Below are 23,804 nucleotides of genomic sequence, written 5' to 3'. Positions count from 1 at the left end.
GCAAACCGCCTTGCTACATGGAGGCAGTCATAGTGACCAAGAGCCGCCATCCTAACAGCGGCTTAGGGGAAAAAATATCTGCTGGCGCACAAAATTCGCGTAAATTACTGAGGATTGTGGTGCTCAGAAGCGGTATTTGCAGCTGCCGTCACAACGCATGGCATCAGCGGTAATCGCGCAGCGGTTTTTGCTGCCAGTAACGCCACTGCCAGCAGCAGCCAGGGCAGTACTTTGATGGCGGTAACAATCAGCCCACCCACCAGCATCACCACCGCCGCAATGACCAGTGCGCCCAGTACGCCAATCAGTGAAATCCCGGTGACCATTAACATCACGAAAAAGCCCACAACGAACAAAAACTCCAGCATGATTCCTCTCCTCAATCAGGTGTGCCGTACTAAAGACGTGCTCTGCGGGAGGTATTACAAGAAGCATGCCAACCTTTCCCCTCTGATAACGCTTTGATTTATCAGAAGGGGATGTGGGGGGGGCAATAAATAGTGGCTATTTTGACTAACTATTGGTGTTTTTTATGCTACACGATCGCGTACCAGCGCCAGTGCCGCTTCCACCACCGGGATGCCTGCGCCGGGTTTATGAGCATTTTCGCTTAAGTGACGGCGCCATTGACGCGCGCCGGGGATACTTTGGAACAAGCCCAGCATATGACGGGTGATATGGCCTAAATAGGTTCCGTTCGTCAGTTCATGCTCAATGTAAGGATACATCGCTTCCACCACGCTAAACGGGCTGATGGCAGGGGTATCAATACCGAACAGTTGCGAATCGACATCCAGCAGCAAGCCGGGATTCTGATAGGCTTCGCGCCCCATCATCACCCCATCGAGCTGTGCCAAATGGGTTTTTGCCTCTTCCAGCGTTTTTACACCGCCGTTAATGGCGATGGTCAATGCTGGGAAATCGCGTTTGAGCTGATAGACGCGTGGATAATCCAGCGGTGGGATCTCGCGATTCTCTTTTGGACTGAGACCCGAAAGCCAGGCTTTGCGCGCATGGATAATAAAGGTATCGCACTGGCCGCGCTCGGCCACGGTGTGAACAAAGTCGCACAGGAAAGCGTAGCTATCCTGATCGTCGATGCCGATACGGGTTTTCACCGTAACCGGGATCGATACCCGATCGCGCATCGCTTTAATGCAATCCGCCACCAGTTCTGCTTCTGCCATCAGGCAGGCGCCAAAGCGTCCATTCTGCACACGGTCCGAAGGGCAGCCAACGTTGAGATTGATCTCATCGTAGCCGCGCTGCTCTGCCAACTGCGCGCACTGCGCCAACGCGGCAGGATCGCTACCGCCCAACTGCAACGACACCGGATGCTCGGTATCACTGTAAGCCAGATAATCGCCTTTGCCGTAAATAATGGCACCGGTCGTGACCATCTCGGTGTACAGCAGCGTTTGACGGGTCAATTGGCGGTGGAAATAGCGGCAATGACGATCGGTCCAATCGAGCATCGGCGCAATGGAAAATGTTTGCTTATGAACAGGTCTGTCAGGTTTGACTTCGAAGCTTGATTCTAATGGGGATTCTGAGTGTTGTTTGTGCATCATTTTCGAACGTATCCAGACATTGTTGATGAAACTAGCCTCCTATCTGTCCCTACTGTTTTGGGTAGATGAATACCACAAGCTCTCTATGGCCAGTGGCATAATAGAAAAGCATAGTACCAGCAAGGCGAGTTACGCTATCGCTGCACCGTCAGGCAACATAAAGGCGGGGGGTAGTATACCGAGAATCCCGCGCCTTGGGCAGAGGTTAGAAAACCTAATGCTGACTATCGCAATGAGCGCTTATTGCACGGGGGCGAGTTGTGGATCAACGCCCGTTAGACGGATAGAGAGATCCCAAAGTCGCCTTGCAAGCGCAGGATCCTGTGCCTTCGCTGATATCAATGCCTTGCCAGAACACCCTCTTACGCCACCAAAACCGATCGGGCCATAATAATCGCCAGGTTGAACAGTCGCTGTTGCAGCTTGTAATGTTGGCCATGCTCCTTTTTGGGCGCTATTGAGTATGCATTTGACCAGAGGATTAAGGATCTGTAGTGGGCCCATATAGCGACCCAGCTCAGTTGCAGCCATCCCCGGATGGCAACCTACGGAGATCACGGTATCGTTGATTGCCTGCAAACGACGATCAAGTTCATAAAAGAACAATGCATTAGCCAGCTTGCTCGCCGAATAACGTTTCATCCGAGCATAGCTATTTTCCGCATTGATGTCGTTCCAATCAATGTCTGCATTTCGGTGAGCAATACTGGATGTTGTTACGATCCTCGCCCCCGCAGTCTCCCTGAGTTTAGGGAGGAGGTGGGCGGTCAGCGCGAAGCAGCCGAGATGATTAACACCAAACTGAAGTTCGAAACCCTGTTTGGTACGCATCAGCGGTGGGGTCATTACGCCTGCATTATTGATAAGTACATCGATTTTGGGTTCATCACCCGCTAGCTGGGCTGCTGTTTGAATACTGGAAAGATCGGCAAGATCTAACGGCAGGAAGGCAAGATCTGCCGATGGGATATCGTGTTTTATGCGCGCAATGGCTTCATTTGCTTTCGCCTTATCACGGCAAGCAAGCAGCACTCTGGCCCCACGCGAGGTTAAAACACGCGCTACCTCGAACCCGATGCCCGTGTTTGCCCCTGTGACAATGATGCATTTTCCCGTTTGGTCGGGTACATCGGCTTCTGTAAAGCCCTTGGATGGAGTGGACATGTTAATTTTCTCGCAGCAGTGAATATCTGTTTTTCCCTTGGGGGGATGAGCCGTTTCTTGTTCTGCATGTGTCTGAGGATATTGGTGTAATCCATTCCAGCAGGATTGTGTTGAATCGCGCGGAAAGATAACATGAGGCATCCTCCGTTTATTTAAGCGGAGGATTCCTCCGAATGTCAAGTGAGACGATGAGCCGTGCAAGAAGAAATCAAAATACGCAAACCACGAGCCGATGCGCTACGTAACCGACAGCGTTTATTGGATATCGCCAAAGTAGTTTTTGCTGAACATGGGCTATCCGCCAGTTTAGAGGAGATTGCACGTAGTGCAGGCGTTGGAATTGGGACGCTTTATCGTCATTTTCCTACGCGGGAAATACTCATTAATGAAATTTACAGTGAGCAAGGCATACGGCTGCATCAAGCTGCGCTTAAGCTGTCAACAAACTATCCCCCGCGGGAAGCCATTCGTCGATGGTTGCTGGTGTTCATTGATACATTAAAGAACAAGCAAATTATGGCTGGGGTACTGAGCTGTCGATCGAATGGCGGCGATGCGTTTTGTGCTTTATCGGGTGAGGTACTTGTTACTGCCTTCGACACGTTGTTGGCTCATGTCCTTCAAGAGGGGAGTATTGTGCAAGATATTCGGGCGTTAGATATCTTGTGTGCCATTGCTGGGATCGCGAGTTATGGTCAAGAGAGTGAATGGGAAGAGAGTGCGAAACGCTTGGTCGATGTAGTACTTTCTGGGGCATCCGCAGCCTGATGGACGCTCAATCGCCATAAGGGACGGCATTAACATTGAAATTATTGTAGATGGAGTGGGTATGCAAAACAGACATATCGGCGAAACAATATTGAGTGCAACTGAGATAAAACAAGGGGTAGAAAAGGTTGCTCAACAGTTGAATCATGTGTTTAGTGATGCTGTCGTTATAACCGTTGTTCCTGGCGGAATGCTATTCACCGCTGATGTTGTCAGGATGCTTAATTTCGATATTTCAATGGATTATATCTCTTGTCCCCATACACCCGGGGAGAGAAATAACGGTTCTGATATTATTTTCCATGATAATGTGGGCGTGTCGGGCAGAGATATTATTTTAATGGATGATGCCATCGAGTCTGGCGGCACCATGAAGCGGCTTGTTACTCACCTGAGTGACCACTTCATGCCAAAATCTTTATCGATCGCCACGCTGTTTGTTAAACCTAACCGAGTCGTTATACCCGCCAAACAATACTATGCCTATGAGATGGGAAATGATGATTTGCTCATCGGCTATGGCCTACCCTGGCAGGATAAATATAGAAATATCCCCTATATATCAAAATTGAAGATGTAGTTCGTCTGAAAAATAGCCGGTGTCATCGACACCGGCTTACGGGGAGTGAATAGCGCTTAGGCAGCGAACCCGCCGATCTTAACCTGCAAAAAGGCGCGCCACGCATCGATATTGCCGAGAAATTCCACCGTCTGGACGATCTCTCTATTACCGTTGGCGGTTTCCAGCACAAAGGTGGGGAAGCCGTGTCCGCCCACTTTCGCCAATAATGCGCGGCTCTCCTTGAAATGGTGCTCCAGGCCATCGGCGTTAACGAAGGCATACTCATTGGCAAAAGCAACGGGGTCCAGCCCGATTTCACTGGCGCACTGTGTCAATACATCGACATCAGCGATTTTTCTACCCTGTTCATAATGCGCTCGTTGCACATGGTGCAGCATCTCATAGCCTTTGTTAGCCATACGTTCTGCCGCGATAACGGCTGCCGTCGGCGGCGCGGAGTCCAGCACGACGCTGGTATCGCGCAGCAGTTTATCGAAGTAGGGCCGGCCAAAAGGCTGACCGGTCAGTTCTGCGATACGCTGGTCATGCGGTAACACGTAGTCATGCCACTGCGGGGTGACCTGACGGCGGTTGCTGCCTGTCATCATGCCGCCACCGTGCAGCACCACATTGACGCCTGGCATTGCTTGCGCGGCCTGCGCCAGCGGCGCGGCACCGTAGCACCAGCCACACAGCGGGTCATAAATATAGTGCAGCGTTACTGCGGCCATTTCATTTCACCTTTAAGCACTTTGGCACTCAGTTCCAAGCTGGACTCTTCGTGCAGGTCGGGGTACTGCTTTTTCATGGTATCGATCAGCGCAGCAGAATCTTTACTGGTCGCCAGCGCTTTTTCCAGCGTGTCCAGGTATTGCAGGCTGAACGTGACGCTGCTCAGGCTGTAATCCATGGGCGGCAGGAAGTGACCCGGCACCACTTGTTTCGGTTTTAACTGCTCAATCTGTTGTAACGTCTGACGCCAGTCAGCGCGAGATTGCGGCGTTTGGGTATCGGCAATCCACAGATGGATATTGGCGGAAACCGGAATCCCTCCTACCACGGTGCTCATCGACGGGATCCACACGAACGTGCGATCCGGCGTAGGCCCTGTCAGACCTTTCACTTCCAGTTTCTGACCATCAACGGTGAAGCTGTCGCCCTTCAACGGCGTTGGCACGATAATTTTTTGCGGCGCGTTTTCTTTCATGATCGGGCCCCAGTAGGCCACTTTACCCGCCTGGCTGGTTTCGATCGCGGCGATGGTTGCCGGGGTGGCAATCACTTTCGCATCTGGGAAAGCGGCCTTGATCACATCCAGACCGAAGTAATAATCCGGATCAGAATGGCTGATATAAATGGTTTTCAACGGCTTGCCGGTGGCTTTAATGCGACCCACCAACGTTTGTGCATCGTTACGCTGGAACTGGGCGTCAATCAGTGCCACTTCATGTTCGCCAACAATCAGCGCGGATGATACCGGGAAAATACTGGCTTCACCGGGGTTAAAGACTTCAAGCTTCAACGGCGAGGCGGCGTGAGCCACAGTCGTCATACTCAGTACAGCGGCGGCAACCAGCGTTAAGGTAGATTTTTTCATAGCAAGAACTCCATTCATGTCTTTATTCGTTAAAAGTGAGATTCGTTTAAAAGTACGCAACGGGGTCTATCTTAAGTTGCAATTATCGTAATAAAAATGGCTAAATGGTGGCTTCTCTGTTGCATAAATCGAGCTAATCATGGATCGCATCACTGCTGCTGAAGTATTTGTCGCTATTGTTGAACGGGGAAGCATGAGCGCTGCCGCCGAACTATTGGATATGTCGCGCGCGATGGTGAGCCGCTACCTGAACGAGATGGAAACCTGGGCGCAGGCACGTCTGCTGCATCGCACCACGCGTAAATTGAGTTTAACCGATGCGGGTGAAAAAACCTTGCAACGCTGTCGTGAGATGCTGGCGTTGGCGGGAGATATGCGGGTGGAAAACGCCTCGGATGTGGCGTCTATCGGTGGGCTGCTGCGCGTCAGCTGCTCGCAATCGCTTGGGCAAACAGCACTGGGCGTGGCAATTACGGCATTTTTGCAGCGCCACCCGCGCGTAGCGGTGGATATGCAGATGAATAACCGTGCGATCAATCTGGTGGAAGATCGCATCGATTTGGCACTGCGCATCACCAATGCGCTCGATCCCAACCTGATTGCTCGTCCACTCGGCCAATGTGCCTCGGTGCTGTGCGCCGCGCCCACTTACCTGGCAAAACAGGGGATGCCGCGCCAACTGAGCGATCTTTCGCTGCACAACTGCCTGACCTACACCTACTTTGGCAAAAGTCTGTGGAATTTTACCCATGATAATGAGCCGGTTACCGTACCCGTGAGCGGCAACTTGAGCGGCAACGAATCGCTGGTGCTGTTATCCGGCGCGCTGGAAGGGGCCGGTATCACTCTGCAACCGCGCTACTCGGTTCAGCGCTATCTTGCCAGCGGCGCACTGGTGCCGCTGCTGACAGAGTATCGACCGCAGGATATGGGCATTTACGGCATCTACGCGTCTCGTCAGCATATGCCGCCTGCGCTGCGCGCATTGCTGGACTTCTTGGTGCACTGGTTCGCTCATGAGCCGCGCTGGCTGGCGCTGCAAGCGGAATAGTGGGCCACTCAGCGCACCAGCACCGCGTCCAGTTGCGCGGCAATGCCTGCTGTATAACGCGTTAGATGGGCGATCACGGTATCCACCAGCGCGGAGGCTGGGCGGTGCAGCGGGCGAATCAGGCTGACGGTAAAAGGCACCGCAACGCTGAACGGACGCACCACCACGCCGGAGGCGGCGTAATCCAACGCGGTGAGCGGATTGACGATAGAAATACCAACACCAGCGCGCACCATGGCGCACACCGATGCCGCGCTGTGGGTTTCCAGCACCATATCACGCGCTATCCCGGCGCTATCAAACAGTTTATCTAGCAGTTGGCGATAGCTATCGCTGCTTGAAAGGCTGATAAATCGCTCATGGCGAAAATCTTCCGGCGTCAGTTTCTGGCGCGCGGCTAAACGGTGCTGTGCGGGAAGCACGCACACTTCGTTCAATGTGAGCAGGGTATGGCGCTCGGTGCCTACGGGCGTCACGCTGTTCTCCGTCAGACCAAGATCGTGGCGCTGTGCTGACAGCCACTCTTCCAGCAGCGGCGATTCCTGAGGGATGACGTGCAGGCTGAGCGAGGGATAGCTGTCCAGCAACGGCTTGCATACGTTAGGGAGCAAGGATTGAGAAAACACTGGCAGGCAGGCGATAGAAAGCTGTGCCTGTTCAAAACGCCGAATGTCGCGCGCGGCATTGATGATGCGATCCAACCCGTAGTAAGAACGTTGCACCTCTTCGAACAGTTGCAGTCCTTGCGCCGTAGGGTGAAGACGTCCGCGCACCCGCTCGAACAACGGCATTTGCACCAGATGCTCGAAGCGTGCCAGCTCACGGCTGACCGTGGGTTGCGAGGTGTTGAGCAACGCGGCGGCCTCGGTGAGGTTACCGGTGGTCATGACGGCATGAAAAATTTCAATGTGGCGCAGTGAAATGGTCGGCATCATCGCCTCAGTCGTGGTTGCCTTGCTAACCGATATCATAAATGAATAGCTTAACCGGGATTTATTTATTTTTTCACCAAATGCGGAGGGAATCGCGCTTGCTGGCTGTTCAATCAATCGTGAGGCACATTTTCTGCGGTTAATGTCACATGACGGTAATGTTATCACTGTGGTTCACGGCCTCTGGATGGATGAAGCCATGAGGCTGAACTATCATCGGGTTACTGCACTTCGTGCAGGCGTATTTCACCAGAATCAAACACCGGTATCGCGCAATGTGCACCATGACGGGGAATGTCGAGCCTGGCCCGATGGGTATGCTCTCGTCCCACCTTGCGCGGACATGCGGTTGTCATACACCTGACATATAACTTTCATCCCGCTGTGCTGAATTGGCGTAGTTATTGCTGGCTAACACCAGCGTCGCGAACCTATAAAATCAGGAGCATCATGATGAAGAAATTGTTGTCTTCCGTGTTAATCAGTAGCGCACTGTTCTCCTCAATCGCCTTTGTTTCCGCCCCGGTGTTGGCGCAGTATCTGGCAGCACTGGAAAAAGCTGCGCGGGCTGAAGGCGCGGTAAACAGCGTAGGGATGCCGGACAGCTGGGCCAACTGGAAAGACACCTGGCAGGATCTCTCTACCCAATACGGTTTGAAGCACAGTGATACTGATATGTCTTCCGCGCAGGAAATCGCCAAGTTTGCGGCTGAAAAAGAGAATGCCAGTGCTGACATCGGTGACGTAGGTGCCGCGTTCGGGCCGATTGCGGCGCAAAAAGGGGTAACCCAGCCCTATAAACCGACTACTTGGGAACAGGTGCCTGACTGGGCTAAAGATAAAGACGGGCATTGGGCACTGGCTTATACCGGGTCTATCGCCTTTATTATCGATAAACAGCAGGTGAAAGAGATCCCGCACAGCTGGGCTGACTTGCTTAAAGGCAATTACGTCGTGACCATTGGTGACGTTAACTCCGCCTCGCAGGCGGTAAGCGGCGTACTGGCTGCCAACTTTGCGCTGGGGGGAGACGAGAAAAACCTGAAACCGGCGTTGGAGTTCTTTGGCAAGCTGGCGAAAGCGGGGCGTCTTGGCGTTACCGATCCGGTGATCTCGAATATCGAAAAAGGGGAAGTGCAGGTTGGCGTGGTGTGGGATTTCAACGGCCTGAACTACCGCGACAAAATCAACAAAGATCGCTTCGAAGTGCTGATCCCTTCCGATGGTTCGGTGATCTCCGGTTATACCACCATCATCAATAAATACGCCAAAAACCCCAACGCGGCCAAGCTGGCTCGTGAATACATCTTCTCTGATGCCGGGCAGATCAATCTGGCATGTGGCTATGCGCGTCCGATTCGTGCGCAGCACATCACGTTGCCGGATGATGTGAAAGCTAAACTGTTGCCGGAAGAACAGTACAAAAGCGTGCGCCCGATTGCTGACGGCGAGGCCTGGGATAAAACGGTGAAAACGTTGCCGCGTCAGTGGCAAGAGCACGTGATTATCAATATGAAGCAGTAAAGCCTGTTCCTGTGCGCAGCCTGTCCGGATACGGAGAGGAGGCGCACAGGCCGTATTGGTCCACGCCGCAGAGGGAGGATAACGCGTGAGAAAAAACTGGCTGGTTGCAGGGATCCTGTTGCCGTTTTTTGCCGTCTTTTTTGCGTTCCAGATAGCACCACTTATCTGGATCCTGGTGAACAGCTTTTACAGCCAAACGGAAGAGGCGTGGGGGCTGGCGAACTATACCGATATCCTTTCTTCGCCGTTTTATCTTCAGGCGATCCGTTTTTCACTGTATATCTCGTTTTGGTCCAGCTTCTATGGCGTCATTATCGCCCTGATTGGCGGCTACTCGTTGCGCCAACTGGGGACGGGGCGTTTGCAACGCTTCGTGTTGTCCTTTGCCAATATGACCAGCAACTTTGCGGGTGTTCCGCTGGCCTTTGCCTTCGTGATTATGGTGGGGCTGAACGGTTTTTTTACCTTATTGCTGAAAAAATATGGCGTGATCGAGGGGTTCAACATTTACTCCCGCGACGGCTTGATCCTGATATACACCTATTTTCAGATCCCTCTGGGGATATTGTTGCTCTATCCCGCGTTTGACGGGCTGCGCACGGAATGGCAAGAGTCGGCGGCGTTGCTGGGCGCACCACGCTGGCGCTTCTGGCTGCACATCGGCATTCCAGTGTTGACCCCCGCGCTGCTCGGCACCTTTGTTATTCTGCTTGCCAATGCGCTCGGGGCTTACGCCACTATTTACGCGCTCACAACGGGTAACTTCAACGTGGTGCCGATACGTATTGCCGCGCTGGTTGCTGGGGATATCACCCTGGATCCTAATCTTGGCAGTGCGCTTTCCGTGCTGCTGGTACTGCTGATGGCGCTGATTACCGTTGTCCACCAGTGGTTGCTGCGGCGGAGTTATCTCCATGCTGCGCCGTAATCCCCTGACCGGAGGCTGCCATGTCATCCTTTGAACGGCGCTACCATCAGACGGTGGTATTACTGGTGCTGCTGATTCTGCTGTTGCCACTGCTCGCCACCTTGGGCTATGCGCTGGCGACAGAGTGGGGCGCCACCATTCTGCCCAACGGCGTGACGCTAAAGTGGTTTATTGCCCTGTGGGGCGACGGCCGGTTTTTGGTGGCACTGGGCCATTCGCTGCTGATCTGTTTTGGCGCACTGCTGTTTTCACTGCTGCTGGTGTTGCCCGCGATGTTTGTCATCGCCTGGTGGTTTCCGCGTTTGGATGGGGTGATGAACGTGCTGATTTTGCTGCCGTTCTCGGTGCCACCGGTGGTCTCTTCTGTCGGATTGTTGCAGCTCTATTCCTCAGGCCCACTCGCGATTACCGGCACGCCCTGGATTTTGATCGGCTGCTACTTTGCTATTGCGCTGCCTTTTATCTATCGCGCCATTTCCAACAACATTCAGGCGATTAACCTCAAAGAGCTGCTCGATGCGGCGCATTTATTGGGTGCCAGTACCTGGCAAGCGGCGCTGTGGGTGGTGCTGCCTAATTTGCGTAAAGGCGTGATGATCGCGGTATTGCTTTCGTTCTCTTTCCTGATTGGCGAGTTTGTGTTTGCCAACCTGCTGGTAGGCACCCGCTTTGAAACGTTGCAGGTGTATCTCTACAACAAACGTAATGACAGCGGGCACTTTACCAGTGCGCTGGTGATCTCCTATTTCCTCGTCGTGCTGCTGGTGACCTGACTGGCCAATATCCTTAACCGGGAGAAATCCTGATATGCCCTATCTTGATGTAAAACAGCTTAATAAACACTATGGTCCAACCAAGGTGTTTCACAATATCGATTTCTCAGCGGCAGAGGGGGAGTTTGTTACCCTGCTGGGGCCGAGTGGCTGCGGCAAATCGACGCTGTTGCGCTGTCTGGCTGGTCTGACGCCCGTGGACAGCGGACAGATCTTATTACAGGGGCAGGATATTGTGCCGGTATCTCCGCAAAAGCGCGGCATTGGCATGGTGTTCCAGAACTATGCGCTGTTCCCCAATATGACGGCAGAAGGGAACGTGGCGTTTGGGTTAAAAATGCAGAAGCTCGGCGCAGGGGAGATTCGCCAGCGGGTGGCCGAGGTGCTGGCGCTGGTGGAATTGAATGAATTTGCCCACCGTTATCCACATCAGCTTTCTGGCGGTCAGTGTCAGCGTGTGGCGCTGGCGCGTTCGTTGGTGACGCGCCCACGTTTGCTGTTACTGGACGAGCCGCTTTCCGCGCTGGATGCCCGTATTCGTCGCCACCTGCGTGAACAAATCCGTCGCATTCAGCGTGAACTGAACCTGACGGCCATCTTTGTTACCCACGATCAGGAAGAGGCGCTGACGCTCTCCGATCGTATCGTGCTGATGAACAACGGGGAAATTGTACAGGATGGCGATGCGGTATCGCTGTATACCCAGCCTGCCAATCTGTTTGCCGCCAGTTTTATCGGCAGCTATAACCTGCTAAGTGCCGCGCAGGCACAACAGTTAACGGGAGAACACTTCACCGGTCAGGTGGCACTTCGCCCTGAATCCATCACGCTGGGTGTGCCTGAACAGGGCATTGCTGGGAAGATCCTTAACCACAGCCTGTTAGGGAACGTGGTGCGATACCGTATCGTGGTGAATGGCGTAGAGCTGGCTGTGGATGTACTGAATCGTGCACCGGGCGATTTGTACCGTGCGGGCAGTATGGTGGGCGTGCATATTACGGCTGACGCGCTGCGTGAAGTGGCTTAGCCAATCCATATCATGTATGAATAGAGTATGCGAAAAACGATATTTGTTTAAATCGGTGTAGCCCGTTACCGTGTGGTCATTGCTCCCTTTTTGTTGCACGGAAACCCTATGCCGCACGATCTGAATGACCTTACCCATGCGCTTAACGCGCATAGCCTGCGTGAATTACCTGCTCGTTTTGGATGCCCGGTGTGGGCGTATGATGCGCACACCATTGTGGCGCGTATCGCACAGCTCCGTCAGTTTGACACCATCCGTTTTGCGCAAAAAGCCTGCTCCAACACCCATATTCTGCGTCTGATGCGGGCACAAGGTGTAAAAGTGGATTCGGTATCGCTGGGGGAAATTGAGCGTGCTCTGGTGGCCGGGTTTGTGCCGGGTACGGCAGATCATGAGATTGTGTTCACCGCTGACATGCTGGACACGCCGACGCTGGCACGTGTGGTGGAACTGAATATTCCGGTTAATGCCGGTTCAGTGGATATGCTGGCGCAACTGGGGGCAGCCCAGCCGGGTCACCCGGTGTGGTTACGCGTCAATCCGGGGTTTGGTCACGGCCATAGCCAGAAAACCAACACCGGCGGTGAGAACAGCAAACACGGTATCTGGTATGCCGATTTACCGCTGGCGTTGGCACAAATCCAACGCTACTCCCTGAAGCTGGTCGGCATTCATATGCATATCGGTTCCGGCGTGGACTACGGCCATCTGGAGCAAGTGTGTGATGCCATGGTGCGTCAGGTGGTTGAGTTTGGTCAGGATGTTAAGGCCATTTCCGCAGGCGGCGGGCTTTCCATTCCTTATCGCGTGGGTGAACCGGTTATTGATACTGAGCACTACTTTGGCCTGTGGCACGCAGCGCGTCAGCGTATTGAGACGCACCTTGGTCACCCCGTAACGCTGGAAATCGAACCGGGACGTTTTCTGGTGGCGGAATCTGGCGTCTTAGTGGCGCAGGTGCGCGCCGTCAAAAATATGGGTAGCCGTCACTTCGTGTTGGTGGATGCCGGGTTTAACGATTTGATGCGCCCCGCCATGTACGGTAGCTATCACCACATTTCGTTGTTGCCGGCAGATGAGCGTTCTCTCGCTGGCGCAACGTTGCGCGATACGGTAGTGGCAGGGCCATTGTGTGAATCCGGTGATGTGTTTACGCAACAGGCTGGCGGCGGCGTGGAAACGGTGGCGTTACCTGCGGTTCAGGTCGGCGATTATCTGGTGTTCCACGACACCGGGGCTTACGGTGCCTCTATGTCTTCCAACTACAACAGCCGCCCCCTGCTGCCGGAAGTGTTGTTCGAAAACGGTGAAGCACGCCTGGTTCGCCGCCGCCAAACCATCGAAGAATTGCTGGCGCTTGAAGCGCTGTAACCGCGTGGTATTGAGGTCTCGGATGACGCCACGCTAAGCCGCAGGGATGCGGCCCAGACCGCTGACGCAGTGCGTTGTTAGGTGAAGTGCGGCGATGGGGTCGTAGCGGCGTAAGCCGCCGGGGCGCCCCTCGTCATGATTCGCCGGGAAACCCGGACATACCGAAAAGGAACTTCAGCCGCAGGAATGCGGCTCTTCTCCCCTGCAATGTGATAAACCTCTCGCTTTCTTGTTCTGCGACACAAAAATATTTATACAAATGCCCAGTTTTTTCGTGTTGCGACACATAGGTTATTTTATTGCCAAGTCATAGAATAATTTTCAATCCATAAGAGCATGTGATAAGGAATTATTTATCGGTTCTGATTTCTTCCCAAAGAAAGCTATTTAGAACGGCGTAATTTATTACCACATTAAATAATGCAGATTCCACCAGGAATGTATTTGCATTAGCACCCTATTGTCGAAGACATATAAAATATAAGAGGTCTCATTATGCATACCATAGAACCCTTGGCATGGTACGGGGCGTTGATTGGTCTTTTCATTGCCATTGCGCTCATCCTGAAAAAAATTAATCCGGTGTATTCCTTGTTCCTCGGCGCCATTCTCGGTGCGGTGATCGGCGGTGGTAATCTTGAACAGACCATCGGCCTGCTGACATCTGGCACGCAGAGTGTGATGGGTACGGTGATCCGCGTGCTGGCTGCGGGGGTACTGGCTGGCGTGATGATGGAATCGGGCGCGGCAGAAACCATCGCTCAGGCCATTGTGAGGAAGATGGGGGAGAGCAAAGCGATTTTAGCGCTGGCACTGGCCACCATGATCATCACTGCGGTGGGCGTATTTATCCCCGTTGCCGTATTAATTGTTGCACCCATTGCGTTATCGGTGGGTAATAAAATGGGTATTTCCAAACTGGCATTATTACTGGCGCTTTCCGGCGGCGGTAAAGCTGGGAATATTATATCGCCGAACCCCAATACTATTGCCGCAGCAAACGGTTTTCACCTGAATTTAAGCGATGTGATGATCGCCGGTTTTATTCCTGCCGTATTCGGGTTGATTATTACTGTCGTTGTCGCCTCAATGTTGAAAAATAAAGGGATCATGGTAAGTGGTGAAGAAGCCGCCGCTGCCTACGGCACCCAGAGCGCGAAGAATGACAAAACCTACCCCACGTTGGGTAAAGCCATCGTCGCGCCAGCGGTTGCCGTTATCTTATTGATGATTAACCCGATTGGTTCCATTTTTCACATCAGCGCGCTGACCGCGTTCAAGCTGGATGCCCTGTATGTATTGCCGATCGCCGGTATCGTCGGTCTGATTGCCATGGGGCAAAAGCACAAGGTGATTGCCTATACCGCTTCCGGTCTGGAAAAAATGACTGCGACCGTGCTTATCCTGATTGGTGCGGGTGCAATTGCAGGCCTGATCGCTGCCTCCAACCTGTCTGCCCAGGTGGTACAACTGATTGACATCATGGGTATTTCCGGCACCTTCCTGGCACCTATCTCCGGTATTTTGATGGCGGCAGCCACGGCGTCCACCTCCACCGGGACCATTCTGGCGACCGGAACCTTCGGTAATGCTATCGCCACTATCGGCATTGCGCCGATTGCCTCTGCGGTCATGGTACACACCGGGGCGACCGTTATCGACTCCTTGCCGCAGGGCAACTATTTCCACGTCACAGCGCAGAGCATGAACATGACCATCAGACAGCGTATGGGCCTGCTGCCCTACGAAGCGATTGTCGGTGGCACCATGACCCTTGTCGCTACCGTGCTGTACGGCTTTATTCTTTAGTTTGAGGCAACCCACAATGAAACAAGAAACGTTTGTATTAGCGCCCGATTCATTTAAAGAGAGCATGACGGCGAAAGAAGTGTGTAACGCGATGGAAAAAGGGTTGCGTAAGGTATTCCCCGAAGCGAATTTCGTGCACGTTCCCATGGCGGATGGCGGATGGCGGCGAAGGCACCACCCAGTCGCTGATTGATGCGACCGAAGGCACGCTGTATGCGTTAAACGCGACCGGGCCGTTGGGAGAAACGATTGAGGCCAGCTACGGCATCATGGGGAACGGCGAGATTGCCGTGATTGAAATGGCGTCTGCCAGCGGTATTCAATTTGTTAACCGCGACACCAAAAACCCGTTGGTGACCACCACCTACGGCACCGGTGAACTGATCCGCGCCTGCCTGGACAAAGGCATCAAGAAAATCATTCTGGGCATCGGTGGCAGCGCAACCAATGATGGTGGCGCAGGCATGGCAGAAGCGCTGGGCGTGCGTTTTTATGATGAAGCGGGCAACACGCTGCCGCGCGGCGGCGGCGCGCTGGATCGTTTGCATCATATCGATCTTTCCGGGTTGGATAGCCGCCTGGCACAGGTGGATATTCAGGTTGCCTGTGATGTCACCAACCCACTGTGCGGCGAGCAGGGGGCATCAGCGATTTTCGGCCCACAGAAAGGGGCAACGCCGGAGATGGTCGCACAGTTGGATAACAATCTGGCGCATTACGCGGCGGTGATCCGCAATCAGTTGGGCAAAGAGATTGCCACTGTGCCGGGTGCCGGCGCGGCGGGCGGTCTGGGCGCGGGGCTGATGGCTTTCACCCAATGCACACTGCGTAGAGGCATTGATATTGTCGTCGAATTCAGCGGGCTGAGTGACAAACTGGCCGGTGCGGATTTCTGCTTTACTGGCGAAGGGCGTATCGATTACCAAACCAAGTTCGGTAAAACCCCTTACGGCGTTGCCAGAACCGCCAAAGCACAGGGCGTACCGGTTATTGCAGTATCCGGCTGCGTTGGCGAAGGTGTTGAAGCGCTGTACGGCGAAGGCATCGACACCATTTTCGGCATTATTCCGCGCGCAGACAATATTGAAGCGCTGCTGAAAGATGGCCCGATTAATATGGAACGTGCGTGCGAGAATATTGGCCGCCTGTTGAAAAAAGCGGCGGCATAATTAAGCGCCAGTAATAAAAAGGGAAAAAATATGACTGAAACACTTCGGCGCACCAAGATTGTTGCTACTCTCGGCCCGGCAACCGATCGCGATAATAATCTGGAAAAAATAATTAGCGCGGGTGCTAACGTAGTCCGCTTTAATTTCTCGCACGGTGCGGCAGACGATCATATTGCGCGTGCGGAACAGGTTCGTGCTATTGCCCAGCGTTTGGGTAAGTCAGTGGCTATTTTGGGCGATTTGCAAGGGCCGAAAATTCGGGTATCAACCTTTAAAGAAGGTAAAGTATTTCTGCATGTTGGAGATACCTTTATTCTTGATGCCTTGTTGGAAAAAGGCCTGGGCGATAATACTCAGGTTGGCATCGATTATAAGGCGCTGCCGCGTGATGTGGTGCCAGGCGATATTCTGTTGCTGGACGATGGCCGTATTCAACTGCGTGTCGTGCGCATTGAGGGCGAAAAAATCATCACCGCCGTCACCGTAGGCGGAATCCTTTCCAATAATAAAGGCGTCAACAAGCTCGGCGGTGGGCTTTCAGCCGAAGCGCTGACGGAAAAAGACAAGGCAGATATTCTGCTGGCAGCCAGAATGAAGGTAGATTTTCTGGCGGTCTCGTTTCCACGCACCGGGGACGATTTACGCTATGCGCGTCGTTTGGCGCGCGAAGCGGGCTGTCAGGCGGCCATTGTTGCCAAGGTGGAGCGCGCAGAAACCGTTGCCACGCCAGAAAACATGGATGATATGATCCTGGCGGCGGACGTCATCATGGTTGCACGGGGCGATTTGGGCGTAGAAATTGGTGATGCCGCGCTAGTGGGCGTCCAGAAGCGCCTGATTCAGCGCTCGCGTCAGTTGAATCGCGTGGTGATCACTGCGACGCAAATGATGGAATCGATGATTTCCAGCCCGATGCCGACCCGTGCTGAAGTAATGGACGTTGCCAATGCGGTGTTGGACGGCACCGATGCGGTCATGCTATCGGCGGAAACTGCCGCAGGCAGCTATCCGGCGCAAGCGGTAGCGGCGATGGCGAACGTGTGCCTGGGGGCTGAGCGTAGCCCGAGCATCACCACCTCGAAACACCGCCTCGACGTGCAGTTTACCAATGTTGAAGAGATGGCATCGATGTCTGCGATGTATGCGGCTAACCATTTGCAGGGGGTTAAAGCCGTGATCGCGATGACGGAGTCAGGTCGCACTGCCCGCATGATGTCTCGCATTAGCTCCCGTTTGCCGATTTATGCGCTATCGCGTCATGCCGAAACGCTGAATCAGGTTGCGCTGTATCGCGGCGTTACGCCCTTGCCGTTCAACGGCCGTGCCGAAGGGCTGGGCGCGGCGCAGGATGCCATCGCACTGCTGAAAGCGCGCGGCGCGATTGTGACCGGTGACCGCGTCATTTTGACGCAGGGTGACAGCGTCGGACAAATTGGCAGTACCAATACCTGTCGTATTTGCATCGTGGAATAAGCGCGTGACGATCATCGCCGTCGGTTGGCTATGGCGGCGATGTATCGCATTAATTTCTTGTGTCTATATTCATGATTTATTTTTTTATCGCTGTTGAAGTCTTTATTTTTAAACGGAAATAAAAGGCAAGGCACGTTATGAAATAACGTTATTTTCCTTTCCCTTTATAATAATCGGGTTGGTATAAATAACTTTATTAAATTACAAAAGGCAGTGGTTATTGATGTGGCGTATTTACATGCGGGTTATTTCCTGCTGGTGAAATATTTTTGCGCTGCACCAGGGGAATTGTAAATGACAGATTATGATTTCGACGCGAAATTAGCTTATTCGATCGTTGAACGCACCATGAAAATTATTGACTGTAATATCAACGTCATGGATGCCAGAGGCCGAATTATTGGCAGCGGCGATCGCGAACGTATTGGCGAAATTCACGAAGGGGCGCTATTGGCGCTCAGTCAGCAACGGGTGGTATCGATTGATGATGCTTCCATGCATACGCTGCACGGTGTCAGGCCCGGTCTGAACCTGCCGCTGCGGTTAAATAACCAAATCGTCGGTGTGATTGGCCTGACTGGCGATCCCGATGGGCTGCTGCAATTTGGCGAGTTGGTGTGCATGACGGCGGAAATGATGCTGGAACAGGCTCATTTGCTGCAACTGCTGGCGCAAAACAGCCGCTTGCGTGAAGAGCTGGTGTTGAGCATGGTGCGCAATGATAACTACTCCGCCACCATGCAGGAGTGGGCGCAACGTTTGGGGGTCGATCTGGCATTGCCGCGCGTCGCCATGGTGGTGGAGTTGGACAGCGGCCAGCTCGGTGTCAGCACGGCAATGAGCGAATTGCAGCAGTTGCAGTCTCTGCTGATGGAAACCGGTAAAGATGATCTGATGGCGATTGTGTCACTCACCGAAATGGTGGTGTTGAAACCCGCCTATCTGCACGCGGAGCGCTGGGAGCCCGAAGAGCACAAGCGCCGCATGGCACAGCTTTATCAGCGTTTGCAGCAGGGCAGCCCGCTTAAAGTTCGTCTGGCACTGGGTAACTTTTTCCCGCAGGAAGGGGGCGTGGTGCGCTCTTACCACACGGCGAAAACCACCATCAGTGTAGGCAAACAGCGGATGCCCGATGTGCACTGCTTCTGCTATCAGGACATCAAACTGCCGGTGCTGCTCGACAGTCTGCGCGATGGCTGGCAAGCGGCAGAGCTGGTAAGCCCGTTGCAGCGGCTAAAAGCGAATGACGGCAACGGGGTGTTTCGAAAAACCTTGCATACCTGGTTTCGCCATAATCAGCAGGCCGGTGAGACAGCCAAGGCGCTGTTTATTCACAAAAATACGCTTGAATACCGCTTGCGGCGCATTGCTGAACTGACCGGACTGAATCTGGCGAGTTTTGAGGATCGGTTTCTGCTCTACGTGGCGGCACAGCTGGATCAAGACTAGCGCCGCGTAACGGTATGCAGCTCAGGCAGCACCGGCGAACTCCCGCCGCAGCATCACAATTTCTTCAGCCAGATCGCGACATAACATCGCTGTCATCAGATGATCCTGGGCATGTACCAGGATCAGGTTGACCGGTATCTTTCCTTGTCCTTCATCTTCCCCAATCAGTTGCGTCTGGATCAGATGCGCGGCTCGCACTGCGTCCTGAGCGGCCGCTAATGATGCGGTGGCCAGTTCCCACTTCTGTTGGCGTGCTGCTTGAATGGCCATCATGGCCTGAGAACGTGCTTCTCCGGCATTGATGATCAACTCCATTACGGTGGTTTCCATCTCGATCGTCATTTTTAGCCCCTTATGGTATGCCAAATTTTGCGTTGATCATCATATTGGAATTCCAATATTGGTTTGTGGGAGTGTTGTCACAGAAAAATAACGCATCTTGGTCGAATTTTGGTATGCCAAACGCACATGCGCGATGAGCGGTATGCATTCTGCGCGTAACGGCTATCTGGGGCGCTGTCCCGCACGACACAACCATTGTGATGAGGTGCTGTTATGTCATTCAAGGACCAAGTGATTGACGCATTGGGTTCTTTTGCCAATAAGTTCAATAGCCTGCGTTATATTATGGCCATCAAGGCCTCGTTTATTACCCTGATGCCGGTGATTATCGTCGGTGCCTTTTCCGTGTTGATCTCCAACATGGTGCTCGATCCGAAAAATGGTTTGGCCAGTTTCGCGATGTTTTCTTTTTTGGCACCGCTCAAACCCATCATGAGCGGTATCAATTATGCCACGCTTAATTTTCTGACCATTGGTGCGGTGTTTCTGATTGGGATCGAACTGGGGCGCATTAACGGCTCACGCAGCCTGTTTCCCGGCCTGCTGGCGGTGATCTGCCTGATTTCGATTACGCCCACCACCATCGATATCGTGGTGAACGGACAAACGGTGCCGGTCAAAGACGTGCTGGCGCGACAGTTCTCGGATACCAAAAGCCTGTTTCTCGGCATGTTTATTGCCATCCTCTCGGTGGAGATCTACAGCAAGCTGGAAAAAGTAGACCGCTTGCGCATCAAAATGCCGGACAGCGTCCCACCTAACGTCGCCGCATCGTTTTCGGCGTTGCTCCCCGGCATTATCACCGTGACGTTCATTGCCACCCTCGGCTTCACGTTCCACGCGGTTACCGGTATGCACCTGTATGACGCCATTTACAAAGTGGTGCAACAGCCGCTGGAGTCGGTGGTTCAGAGTCTGCCAGGGCTGCTAGTGTTGATGTTCGTTGCGCAACTGTTCTGGGTTATCGGTATCCACGGTAATCAGATGATCAAACCGATCCGCGAACCGCTGCTGCTGGGGGCGATCGCGGTTAACATGACCGCGTTTGAGCAGGGGCAAGAGATCCCCAATATCATCACCATGCCCTTTTGGGACGTCTATATGAGTATAGGGGGTTCCGGGCTGACCATCGGACTTTTGCTGGCGGTGATGATTGCCTCTAAACGGCGGGAAATGAAAGAGATCGCCAAGATCTCCTTTGGCCCCTGTGTGTTCAATATCAATGAGCCGGTGATTTTTGGTATGCCTATCATGCTGAACCCGATCCTGGCGATTCCCTTTATCATCACGCCGTTGGTTACCGGCACTATCGGGTACTTTGCCACCAGCATGGGCTTTGCCGGTAAAGCGGTGGTGATGGTGCCCTGGACCACGCCGCCCATCATCAACGCCTGGCTCTCTACCGCTGGTTCCATGGGCGCGGTAGTGACGCAGCTGGTGTGCATTCTGACCGCCACCCTGATCTATCTGCCTTTCGTGCAGGTGGCATCACGTCGTGCTGATCTGGCGCAGCGGGAAGCGGAGCAGGCGGCGCAGCAGGCTAACGCGGCGGGCAAATAACCAGAGTGAGGAGCTGAACGATGAGTAAGGTCACTGTCACCATCCCTGAGGATTTTATCCTGGGCGCTGCGGCATCCGCCTGGCAGACCGAAGGGTGGAGCGGAAAGCGTGCAGGGCAGGATTCCTATCTGGACCTGTGGTACAAGCAGGATCGCCAGGTCTGGCATAACGGTTATGGTCCGGCGCGCGCCACCGAGTTTTATCACCGCTATCGTGAAGACATTGCGTTGATGAAACAGTGCGGATTGACGCACTACCGCACCTCGATCAACTGGTCGCGCTTTATGCTCGATTATGAGCGGGGTATCGTCGATGAAACCTATGCCGCCTATGTGGATAGCGTCATCGATGAGCTGCTGCGGCAGGGGGTTACCCCGATGCTGTGTCTGGAACACTACGAGCTGCCCGCTATTCTGATGGAGAAATATCAGGGCTGGGCATCGAAGCAGGTGCTGGAGTGGTTTGTCACCTACGCACAGGCAGTGTTTGCCCGTTATGCGCACAAGGTGAAGCGCTGGTTTGTGTTCAATGAGCCGATTGTAGTGCAAACCCGTGTCTATCTGGACGCTGAGCGTTATCCCTATGAGCAGAACACCGGCACCTGGATGCAGTGGAATCACCACAAAAATTTGGCGACAGCGAAAGTTATCGCCTGTTTTCGTGCCAATGGCCACGATCGCGACGGTGGGCGTATCGGCACTATCCTCAATCCGGAGGTGACCTATCCGCGCTCCCACGCCGCGCACGACGTTGAGGCGGCGCGCCTCTACGACCTGTTTTTCAATCGTGTGTTTCTCGATCCGGCGGTGAAGGGCGAATACCCGGCAGAGCTGCTGACACTGCTGGAGAAACATCAGGTTAAATGGGCCTATACCGATGATGAGTTGGCGATCATCCGTGATAATCGGGTGGATGAACTGGGTATCAATCTTTACTTCCCACACCGGGTGAAAGCGCCGGAGCGTACATGGCATCCCGATACGCCGTTTCACCCCGCCTACTACTATGAGCATTTTGCCTTGCCGGGACGCCGCATGAATCCCTCCCGAGGTTGGGAAATTCAGCCCAAAATCATTTATGACATGGCGCAACGTATGACGCAGGAATACGGCAATATTCCCTGGTTTGTGGCGGAAAACGGCATGGGGGTGGAGAACGAGGCGCGCTTTAAAAACAGCGACGGTGTGATTCAGGATGACTACCGTATCGATTTTATTGCCGAACACCTCTACTGGACGCTGAAAGCGCGCGAAGAGGGGGCAAACTGTCAGGGCTATATGCTGTGGGCCTTTACCGATAACGTCTCCCCCATGAATGCGTTTAAAAACCGCTATGGCCTGATTGAGATCGATCTTGAGCAGGAGCGGGCGCGTCGACCGAAGGCCTCGGCAGGTTGGTTCCGGCAACTGCGCGACACGCGTACGCTCAACCTTATGTTGGATGATGAAGACAAATAGCACCCAAGGAGATTCGCCATGAAACGCATTGTGTTGGCCTGCTCGGCGGGCATGTCCACCTCGCTGGTGGTGACGAAAATGGAGAAAGAAGCCACGGCGCGCGGCTTGGAACTGAAAATTTACGCCATTCCTGAACAAAATCTGCGTGAGGAGCTGCAAGATTACGGTCAGGATATCATCGCGGTATTGCTGGGGCCGCAGGTTCGCTTCAAACTGGCTGAAAATCAAAAGCTGACTGACAGCTATCAGGTGCCGATTGCCGTGATCGACCCTGTGGCTTATGGCACATTAAATGGTGCCAAAGTGCTCGATCAGGCGCTGAGTTTGGTAAACTAGCCACAATATCCTGACGCGCGGCATGCCGCGCGTTGTTGTTAACCGGTGTGCCGTCGTACTCTGACACGGTGGCATCTGGTCAACGTGCGCGTTATTTGTTGGGCTGCGGTAGCTAGGGTGAATGTGTGGCAAAAGATGTGGTTCTGCAAGAAAAGAAACAGTATCAGGAGATCGGCAGCGATCTGCGCGTGAAAATCCAGCAGGGAAAATTCCCGGTCGGGTCGCGCCTGCCGCCGGAAAGAAACATTGCCGAAACCTACGGCGTTAGCCGCACCATTGTGCGTGAAGCGCTGCTGATGCTGGAGCTGGAAGGCACCGTTGATATTCGTCAGGGATCGGGTGTCTACGTGCTCTGCATCCCCGATGAAGAAACGCAAGAGAGTCAGGCGCATCACCGCATTGGTGCTTTTGAAATGTTACAGGCCCGCCAACTGTTGGAGAGTAACATTGCGGCCTTTGCCGCACGTATGGCGACCCGTGCCGATATTGAAAATCTGCGCGTTACGCTGGAAAAAGAGCAGGCGGCGATTGCGGCAAACGACTACCGCAGCGATTACGACAAGCTTTTTCATCTGCAAATTGCCGGCGCGACGCAAAACCAGATGCTGCTGGAATCGGTCAGCCATATCTGGACCTGCCGTGACGATAATCCCCTGTGGCAGCAGCTTTATGCGCACGTTGGCAAACACGGCTATCGTCTGAAATGGCTGGCGGACCACCAGACTATTCTGGCCGCGCTGCGCCGACGCGACGTACCGGGTGCCTATCAGGCGATGTGGGAGCATCTGGAAAACGTCAAAAGTACGCTGATGGCGATTTCCGATGCGGATGCGCCAGAATTTGATGGTTATCTTTTCGATTCGGTACCGATTTTTCAGGGAAAACTGGTCTGAATCTTTATGTTGGGCGCTCGCGTTGCGCCCGTATCAGGATTGCTGGGT

Annotated in this window: 22 protein-coding genes and 1 pseudogene; 16 read left to right on the top strand and 7 right to left on the bottom strand. The window is 53.6% G+C overall.

What is annotated here, in order from left to right; all coding sequences use genetic code 11:
* Window positions 1–104: 104 nt before the first annotated feature.
* The 3 genes from pspG to K6K13_RS17545 form a co-directional block, all read right to left on the bottom strand.
* The gene (gene pspG, locus K6K13_RS17555) at window positions 105–368 is read right to left on the bottom strand and encodes an envelope stress response protein PspG (protein ID WP_222158124.1); all 264 of its coding nucleotides are present in this window, start codon (window positions 366–368) and stop codon (window positions 105–107) included.
* Window positions 369–530: 162 nt separating this feature from the next.
* Window positions 531–1,475 (bottom strand): tRNA dihydrouridine(20/20a) synthase DusA, encoded by a 945-nt coding sequence (gene dusA / locus K6K13_RS17550; RefSeq protein WP_252120539.1) that lies wholly within the window; start codon window positions 1,473–1,475, stop codon window positions 531–533.
* 336 nt (window positions 1,476–1,811) lie between these two features.
* Window positions 1,812–2,735 (bottom strand): oxidoreductase, encoded by a 924-nt coding sequence (locus K6K13_RS17545; RefSeq protein WP_222158123.1) that lies wholly within the window; start codon window positions 2,733–2,735, stop codon window positions 1,812–1,814.
* 195 nt (window positions 2,736–2,930) lie between these two features.
* Here K6K13_RS17545 and K6K13_RS17540 point away from each other — a divergent pair, with 195 nt between their 5' ends.
* Entirely contained in the window at window positions 2,931–3,503 is a 573-nt protein-coding gene (locus tag K6K13_RS17540) for a TetR/AcrR family transcriptional regulator (RefSeq protein WP_222158122.1), read from the top strand.
* Window positions 3,504–3,564: 61 nt separating this feature from the next.
* Window positions 3,565–4,083: a phosphoribosyltransferase gene (locus K6K13_RS17535; RefSeq protein WP_222158121.1), complete on the top strand. Its 519-nt coding sequence runs from the start codon at window positions 3,565–3,567 to the stop codon at window positions 4,081–4,083.
* A gap of 56 nt (window positions 4,084–4,139) precedes the next feature.
* Here the strand turns inward: K6K13_RS17535 and K6K13_RS17530 are convergent, their stop codons facing one another.
* Both K6K13_RS17530 and K6K13_RS17525 read right to left on the bottom strand, forming a co-directional pair.
* Window positions 4,140–4,796, bottom strand: a complete 657-nt coding sequence (locus K6K13_RS17530) for a DsbA family protein (protein WP_222158120.1) — start codon at window positions 4,794–4,796, stop codon at window positions 4,140–4,142.
* Window positions 4,784–5,662 carry an MBL fold metallo-hydrolase gene (locus tag K6K13_RS17525; protein WP_222158119.1) on the bottom strand — a complete coding sequence of 293 codons (879 nt, stop codon included), beginning with the start codon at window positions 5,660–5,662 and terminating at the stop codon, window positions 4,784–4,786. Before K6K13_RS17525 ends, K6K13_RS17530 begins: the two co-directional genes overlap by 13 nt.
* A gap of 139 nt (window positions 5,663–5,801) precedes the next feature.
* Here K6K13_RS17525 and K6K13_RS17520 point away from each other — a divergent pair, with 139 nt between their 5' ends.
* Window positions 5,802–6,713 carry a LysR family transcriptional regulator gene (locus tag K6K13_RS17520; RefSeq protein ID WP_222158118.1) on the top strand — a complete coding sequence of 304 codons (912 nt, stop codon included), beginning with the start codon at window positions 5,802–5,804 and terminating at the stop codon, window positions 6,711–6,713.
* A gap of 8 nt (window positions 6,714–6,721) precedes the next feature.
* Here the strand turns inward: K6K13_RS17520 and K6K13_RS17515 are convergent, their stop codons facing one another.
* Window positions 6,722–7,645, bottom strand: coding sequence for a LysR family transcriptional regulator (locus K6K13_RS17515; RefSeq protein ID WP_222161163.1), 924 nt, complete (start codon window positions 7,643–7,645; stop codon window positions 6,722–6,724).
* Between the two features lie 453 nt (window positions 7,646–8,098).
* On the opposite strand from K6K13_RS17515, the gene K6K13_RS17510 reads away from it, so the two are divergent.
* From K6K13_RS17510 to K6K13_RS17470, 9 genes and pseudogenes are all read left to right on the top strand, one after another.
* Window positions 8,099–9,169, top strand: a complete 1,071-nt coding sequence (locus tag K6K13_RS17510; protein WP_222161162.1) for an ABC transporter substrate-binding protein — start codon at window positions 8,099–8,101, stop codon at window positions 9,167–9,169.
* Between the two features lie 85 nt (window positions 9,170–9,254).
* Window positions 9,255–10,097, top strand: coding sequence for an ABC transporter permease (locus tag K6K13_RS17505; protein WP_222158117.1), 843 nt, complete (start codon window positions 9,255–9,257; stop codon window positions 10,095–10,097).
* 20 nt (window positions 10,098–10,117) lie between these two features.
* Window positions 10,118–10,870, top strand: coding sequence for an ABC transporter permease (locus K6K13_RS17500; protein WP_222158116.1), 753 nt, complete (start codon window positions 10,118–10,120; stop codon window positions 10,868–10,870).
* 34 nt (window positions 10,871–10,904) lie between these two features.
* Window positions 10,905–11,897, top strand: coding sequence for an ABC transporter ATP-binding protein (locus K6K13_RS17495; RefSeq protein WP_222158115.1), 993 nt, complete (start codon window positions 10,905–10,907; stop codon window positions 11,895–11,897).
* Between the two features lie 108 nt (window positions 11,898–12,005).
* Entirely contained in the window at window positions 12,006–13,268 is a 1,263-nt protein-coding gene (gene lysA / locus K6K13_RS17490; protein WP_222158114.1) for a diaminopimelate decarboxylase, read from the top strand.
* 495 nt (window positions 13,269–13,763) lie between these two features.
* Window positions 13,764–15,077, top strand: a complete 1,314-nt coding sequence (locus tag K6K13_RS17485) for a GntP family permease (RefSeq protein ID WP_222158113.1) — start codon at window positions 13,764–13,766, stop codon at window positions 15,075–15,077.
* A gap of 16 nt (window positions 15,078–15,093) precedes the next feature.
* Window positions 15,094–16,246, top strand: a pseudogene (locus K6K13_RS17480) (glycerate kinase).
* Window positions 16,247–16,276: 30 nt separating this feature from the next.
* A complete protein-coding gene (pyk, locus tag K6K13_RS17475) occupies window positions 16,277–17,719 on the top strand; it encodes a pyruvate kinase (RefSeq protein ID WP_222158112.1) in 1,443 nt (480 codons plus the stop codon).
* A 294-nt stretch (window positions 17,720–18,013) separates the two neighbouring features.
* The gene (locus K6K13_RS17470; RefSeq protein ID WP_222158111.1) at window positions 18,014–19,168 is read left to right on the top strand and encodes a CdaR family transcriptional regulator; all 1,155 of its coding nucleotides are present in this window, start codon (window positions 18,014–18,016) and stop codon (window positions 19,166–19,168) included.
* Window positions 19,169–19,189: 21 nt separating this feature from the next.
* On the opposite strand, the gene K6K13_RS17465 is transcribed toward K6K13_RS17470, so the two are convergent.
* On the bottom strand, window positions 19,190–19,510 hold the full coding sequence (locus tag K6K13_RS17465) for a PTS lactose/cellobiose transporter subunit IIA (RefSeq protein ID WP_222158110.1): 321 nt from the start codon (window positions 19,508–19,510) through the stop codon (window positions 19,190–19,192).
* Window positions 19,511–19,723: 213 nt separating this feature from the next.
* On the opposite strand from K6K13_RS17465, the gene K6K13_RS17460 reads away from it, so the two are divergent.
* The 4 genes from K6K13_RS17460 (at window position 19,724) to K6K13_RS17445 (ending at window position 23,756) form a co-directional block, all read left to right on the top strand.
* Window positions 19,724–21,070 (top strand): PTS sugar transporter subunit IIC, encoded by a 1,347-nt coding sequence (locus K6K13_RS17460; protein ID WP_222158109.1) that lies wholly within the window; start codon window positions 19,724–19,726, stop codon window positions 21,068–21,070.
* A gap of 20 nt (window positions 21,071–21,090) precedes the next feature.
* Window positions 21,091–22,527, top strand: a complete 1,437-nt coding sequence (locus K6K13_RS17455; RefSeq protein ID WP_222158108.1) for a glycoside hydrolase family 1 protein — start codon at window positions 21,091–21,093, stop codon at window positions 22,525–22,527.
* Window positions 22,528–22,545: 18 nt separating this feature from the next.
* A complete protein-coding gene (locus K6K13_RS17450) occupies window positions 22,546–22,863 on the top strand; it encodes a PTS sugar transporter subunit IIB (protein ID WP_222158107.1) in 318 nt (105 codons plus the stop codon).
* A gap of 125 nt (window positions 22,864–22,988) precedes the next feature.
* Window positions 22,989–23,756: an FCD domain-containing protein gene (locus tag K6K13_RS17445; protein ID WP_222158106.1), complete on the top strand. Its 768-nt coding sequence runs from the start codon at window positions 22,989–22,991 to the stop codon at window positions 23,754–23,756.
* Window positions 23,757–23,804: the final 48 nt, after the last annotated feature.

Origin of the sequence: Symbiopectobacterium purcellii (genome assembly GCF_019797845.1) — a bacterium.
Lineage (GTDB): Bacteria > Pseudomonadota > Gammaproteobacteria > Enterobacterales > Enterobacteriaceae > Symbiopectobacterium > Symbiopectobacterium purcellii.
Note: the sequence above shows the minus strand (reverse complement) of the source record. Positions and strands in the feature narration are given on the sequence as shown.

What these genes read in the sequence shown, in the direction of transcription:
- lysA (WP_222158114.1), top strand. Translation starts at nt 12,006, where the DNA reads ATGCCGCACGATCTGAATGACCTTACCCATGCGCTTAACGCGCATAGC.
- K6K13_RS17465 (WP_222158110.1), bottom strand. Translation starts at nt 19,510, where the DNA reads ATGACGATCGAGATGGAAACCACCGTAATGGAGTTGATCATCAATGCC.
- K6K13_RS17535 (WP_222158121.1), top strand. Translation starts at nt 3,565, where the DNA reads ATGCAAAACAGACATATCGGCGAAACAATATTGAGTGCAACTGAGATA.
- dusA (WP_252120539.1), bottom strand. Translation starts at nt 1,475, where the DNA reads ATGCTCGATTGGACCGATCGTCATTGCCGCTATTTCCACCGCCAATTG.
- K6K13_RS17510 (WP_222161162.1), top strand. Translation starts at nt 8,099, where the DNA reads ATGAAGAAATTGTTGTCTTCCGTGTTAATCAGTAGCGCACTGTTCTCC.
- K6K13_RS17485 (WP_222158113.1), top strand. Translation starts at nt 13,764, where the DNA reads ATGCATACCATAGAACCCTTGGCATGGTACGGGGCGTTGATTGGTCTT.
- K6K13_RS17520 (WP_222158118.1), top strand. Translation starts at nt 5,802, where the DNA reads ATGGATCGCATCACTGCTGCTGAAGTATTTGTCGCTATTGTTGAACGG.
- K6K13_RS17460 (WP_222158109.1), top strand. Translation starts at nt 19,724, where the DNA reads ATGTCATTCAAGGACCAAGTGATTGACGCATTGGGTTCTTTTGCCAAT.
- K6K13_RS17525 (WP_222158119.1), bottom strand. Translation starts at nt 5,662, where the DNA reads ATGAAAAAATCTACCTTAACGCTGGTTGCCGCCGCTGTACTGAGTATG.
- pyk (WP_222158112.1), top strand. Translation starts at nt 16,277, where the DNA reads ATGACTGAAACACTTCGGCGCACCAAGATTGTTGCTACTCTCGGCCCG.
- K6K13_RS17495 (WP_222158115.1), top strand. Translation starts at nt 10,905, where the DNA reads ATGCCCTATCTTGATGTAAAACAGCTTAATAAACACTATGGTCCAACC.
- K6K13_RS17470 (WP_222158111.1), top strand. Translation starts at nt 18,014, where the DNA reads ATGACAGATTATGATTTCGACGCGAAATTAGCTTATTCGATCGTTGAA.
- K6K13_RS17500 (WP_222158116.1), top strand. Translation starts at nt 10,118, where the DNA reads ATGTCATCCTTTGAACGGCGCTACCATCAGACGGTGGTATTACTGGTG.
- K6K13_RS17455 (WP_222158108.1), top strand. Translation starts at nt 21,091, where the DNA reads ATGAGTAAGGTCACTGTCACCATCCCTGAGGATTTTATCCTGGGCGCT.
- pspG (WP_222158124.1), bottom strand. Translation starts at nt 368, where the DNA reads ATGCTGGAGTTTTTGTTCGTTGTGGGCTTTTTCGTGATGTTAATGGTC.
- K6K13_RS17530 (WP_222158120.1), bottom strand. Translation starts at nt 4,796, where the DNA reads ATGGCCGCAGTAACGCTGCACTATATTTATGACCCGCTGTGTGGCTGG.
- K6K13_RS17545 (WP_222158123.1), bottom strand. Translation starts at nt 2,735, where the DNA reads ATGTCCACTCCATCCAAGGGCTTTACAGAAGCCGATGTACCCGACCAA.
- K6K13_RS17450 (WP_222158107.1), top strand. Translation starts at nt 22,546, where the DNA reads ATGAAACGCATTGTGTTGGCCTGCTCGGCGGGCATGTCCACCTCGCTG.
- K6K13_RS17515 (WP_222161163.1), bottom strand. Translation starts at nt 7,645, where the DNA reads ATGCCGACCATTTCACTGCGCCACATTGAAATTTTTCATGCCGTCATG.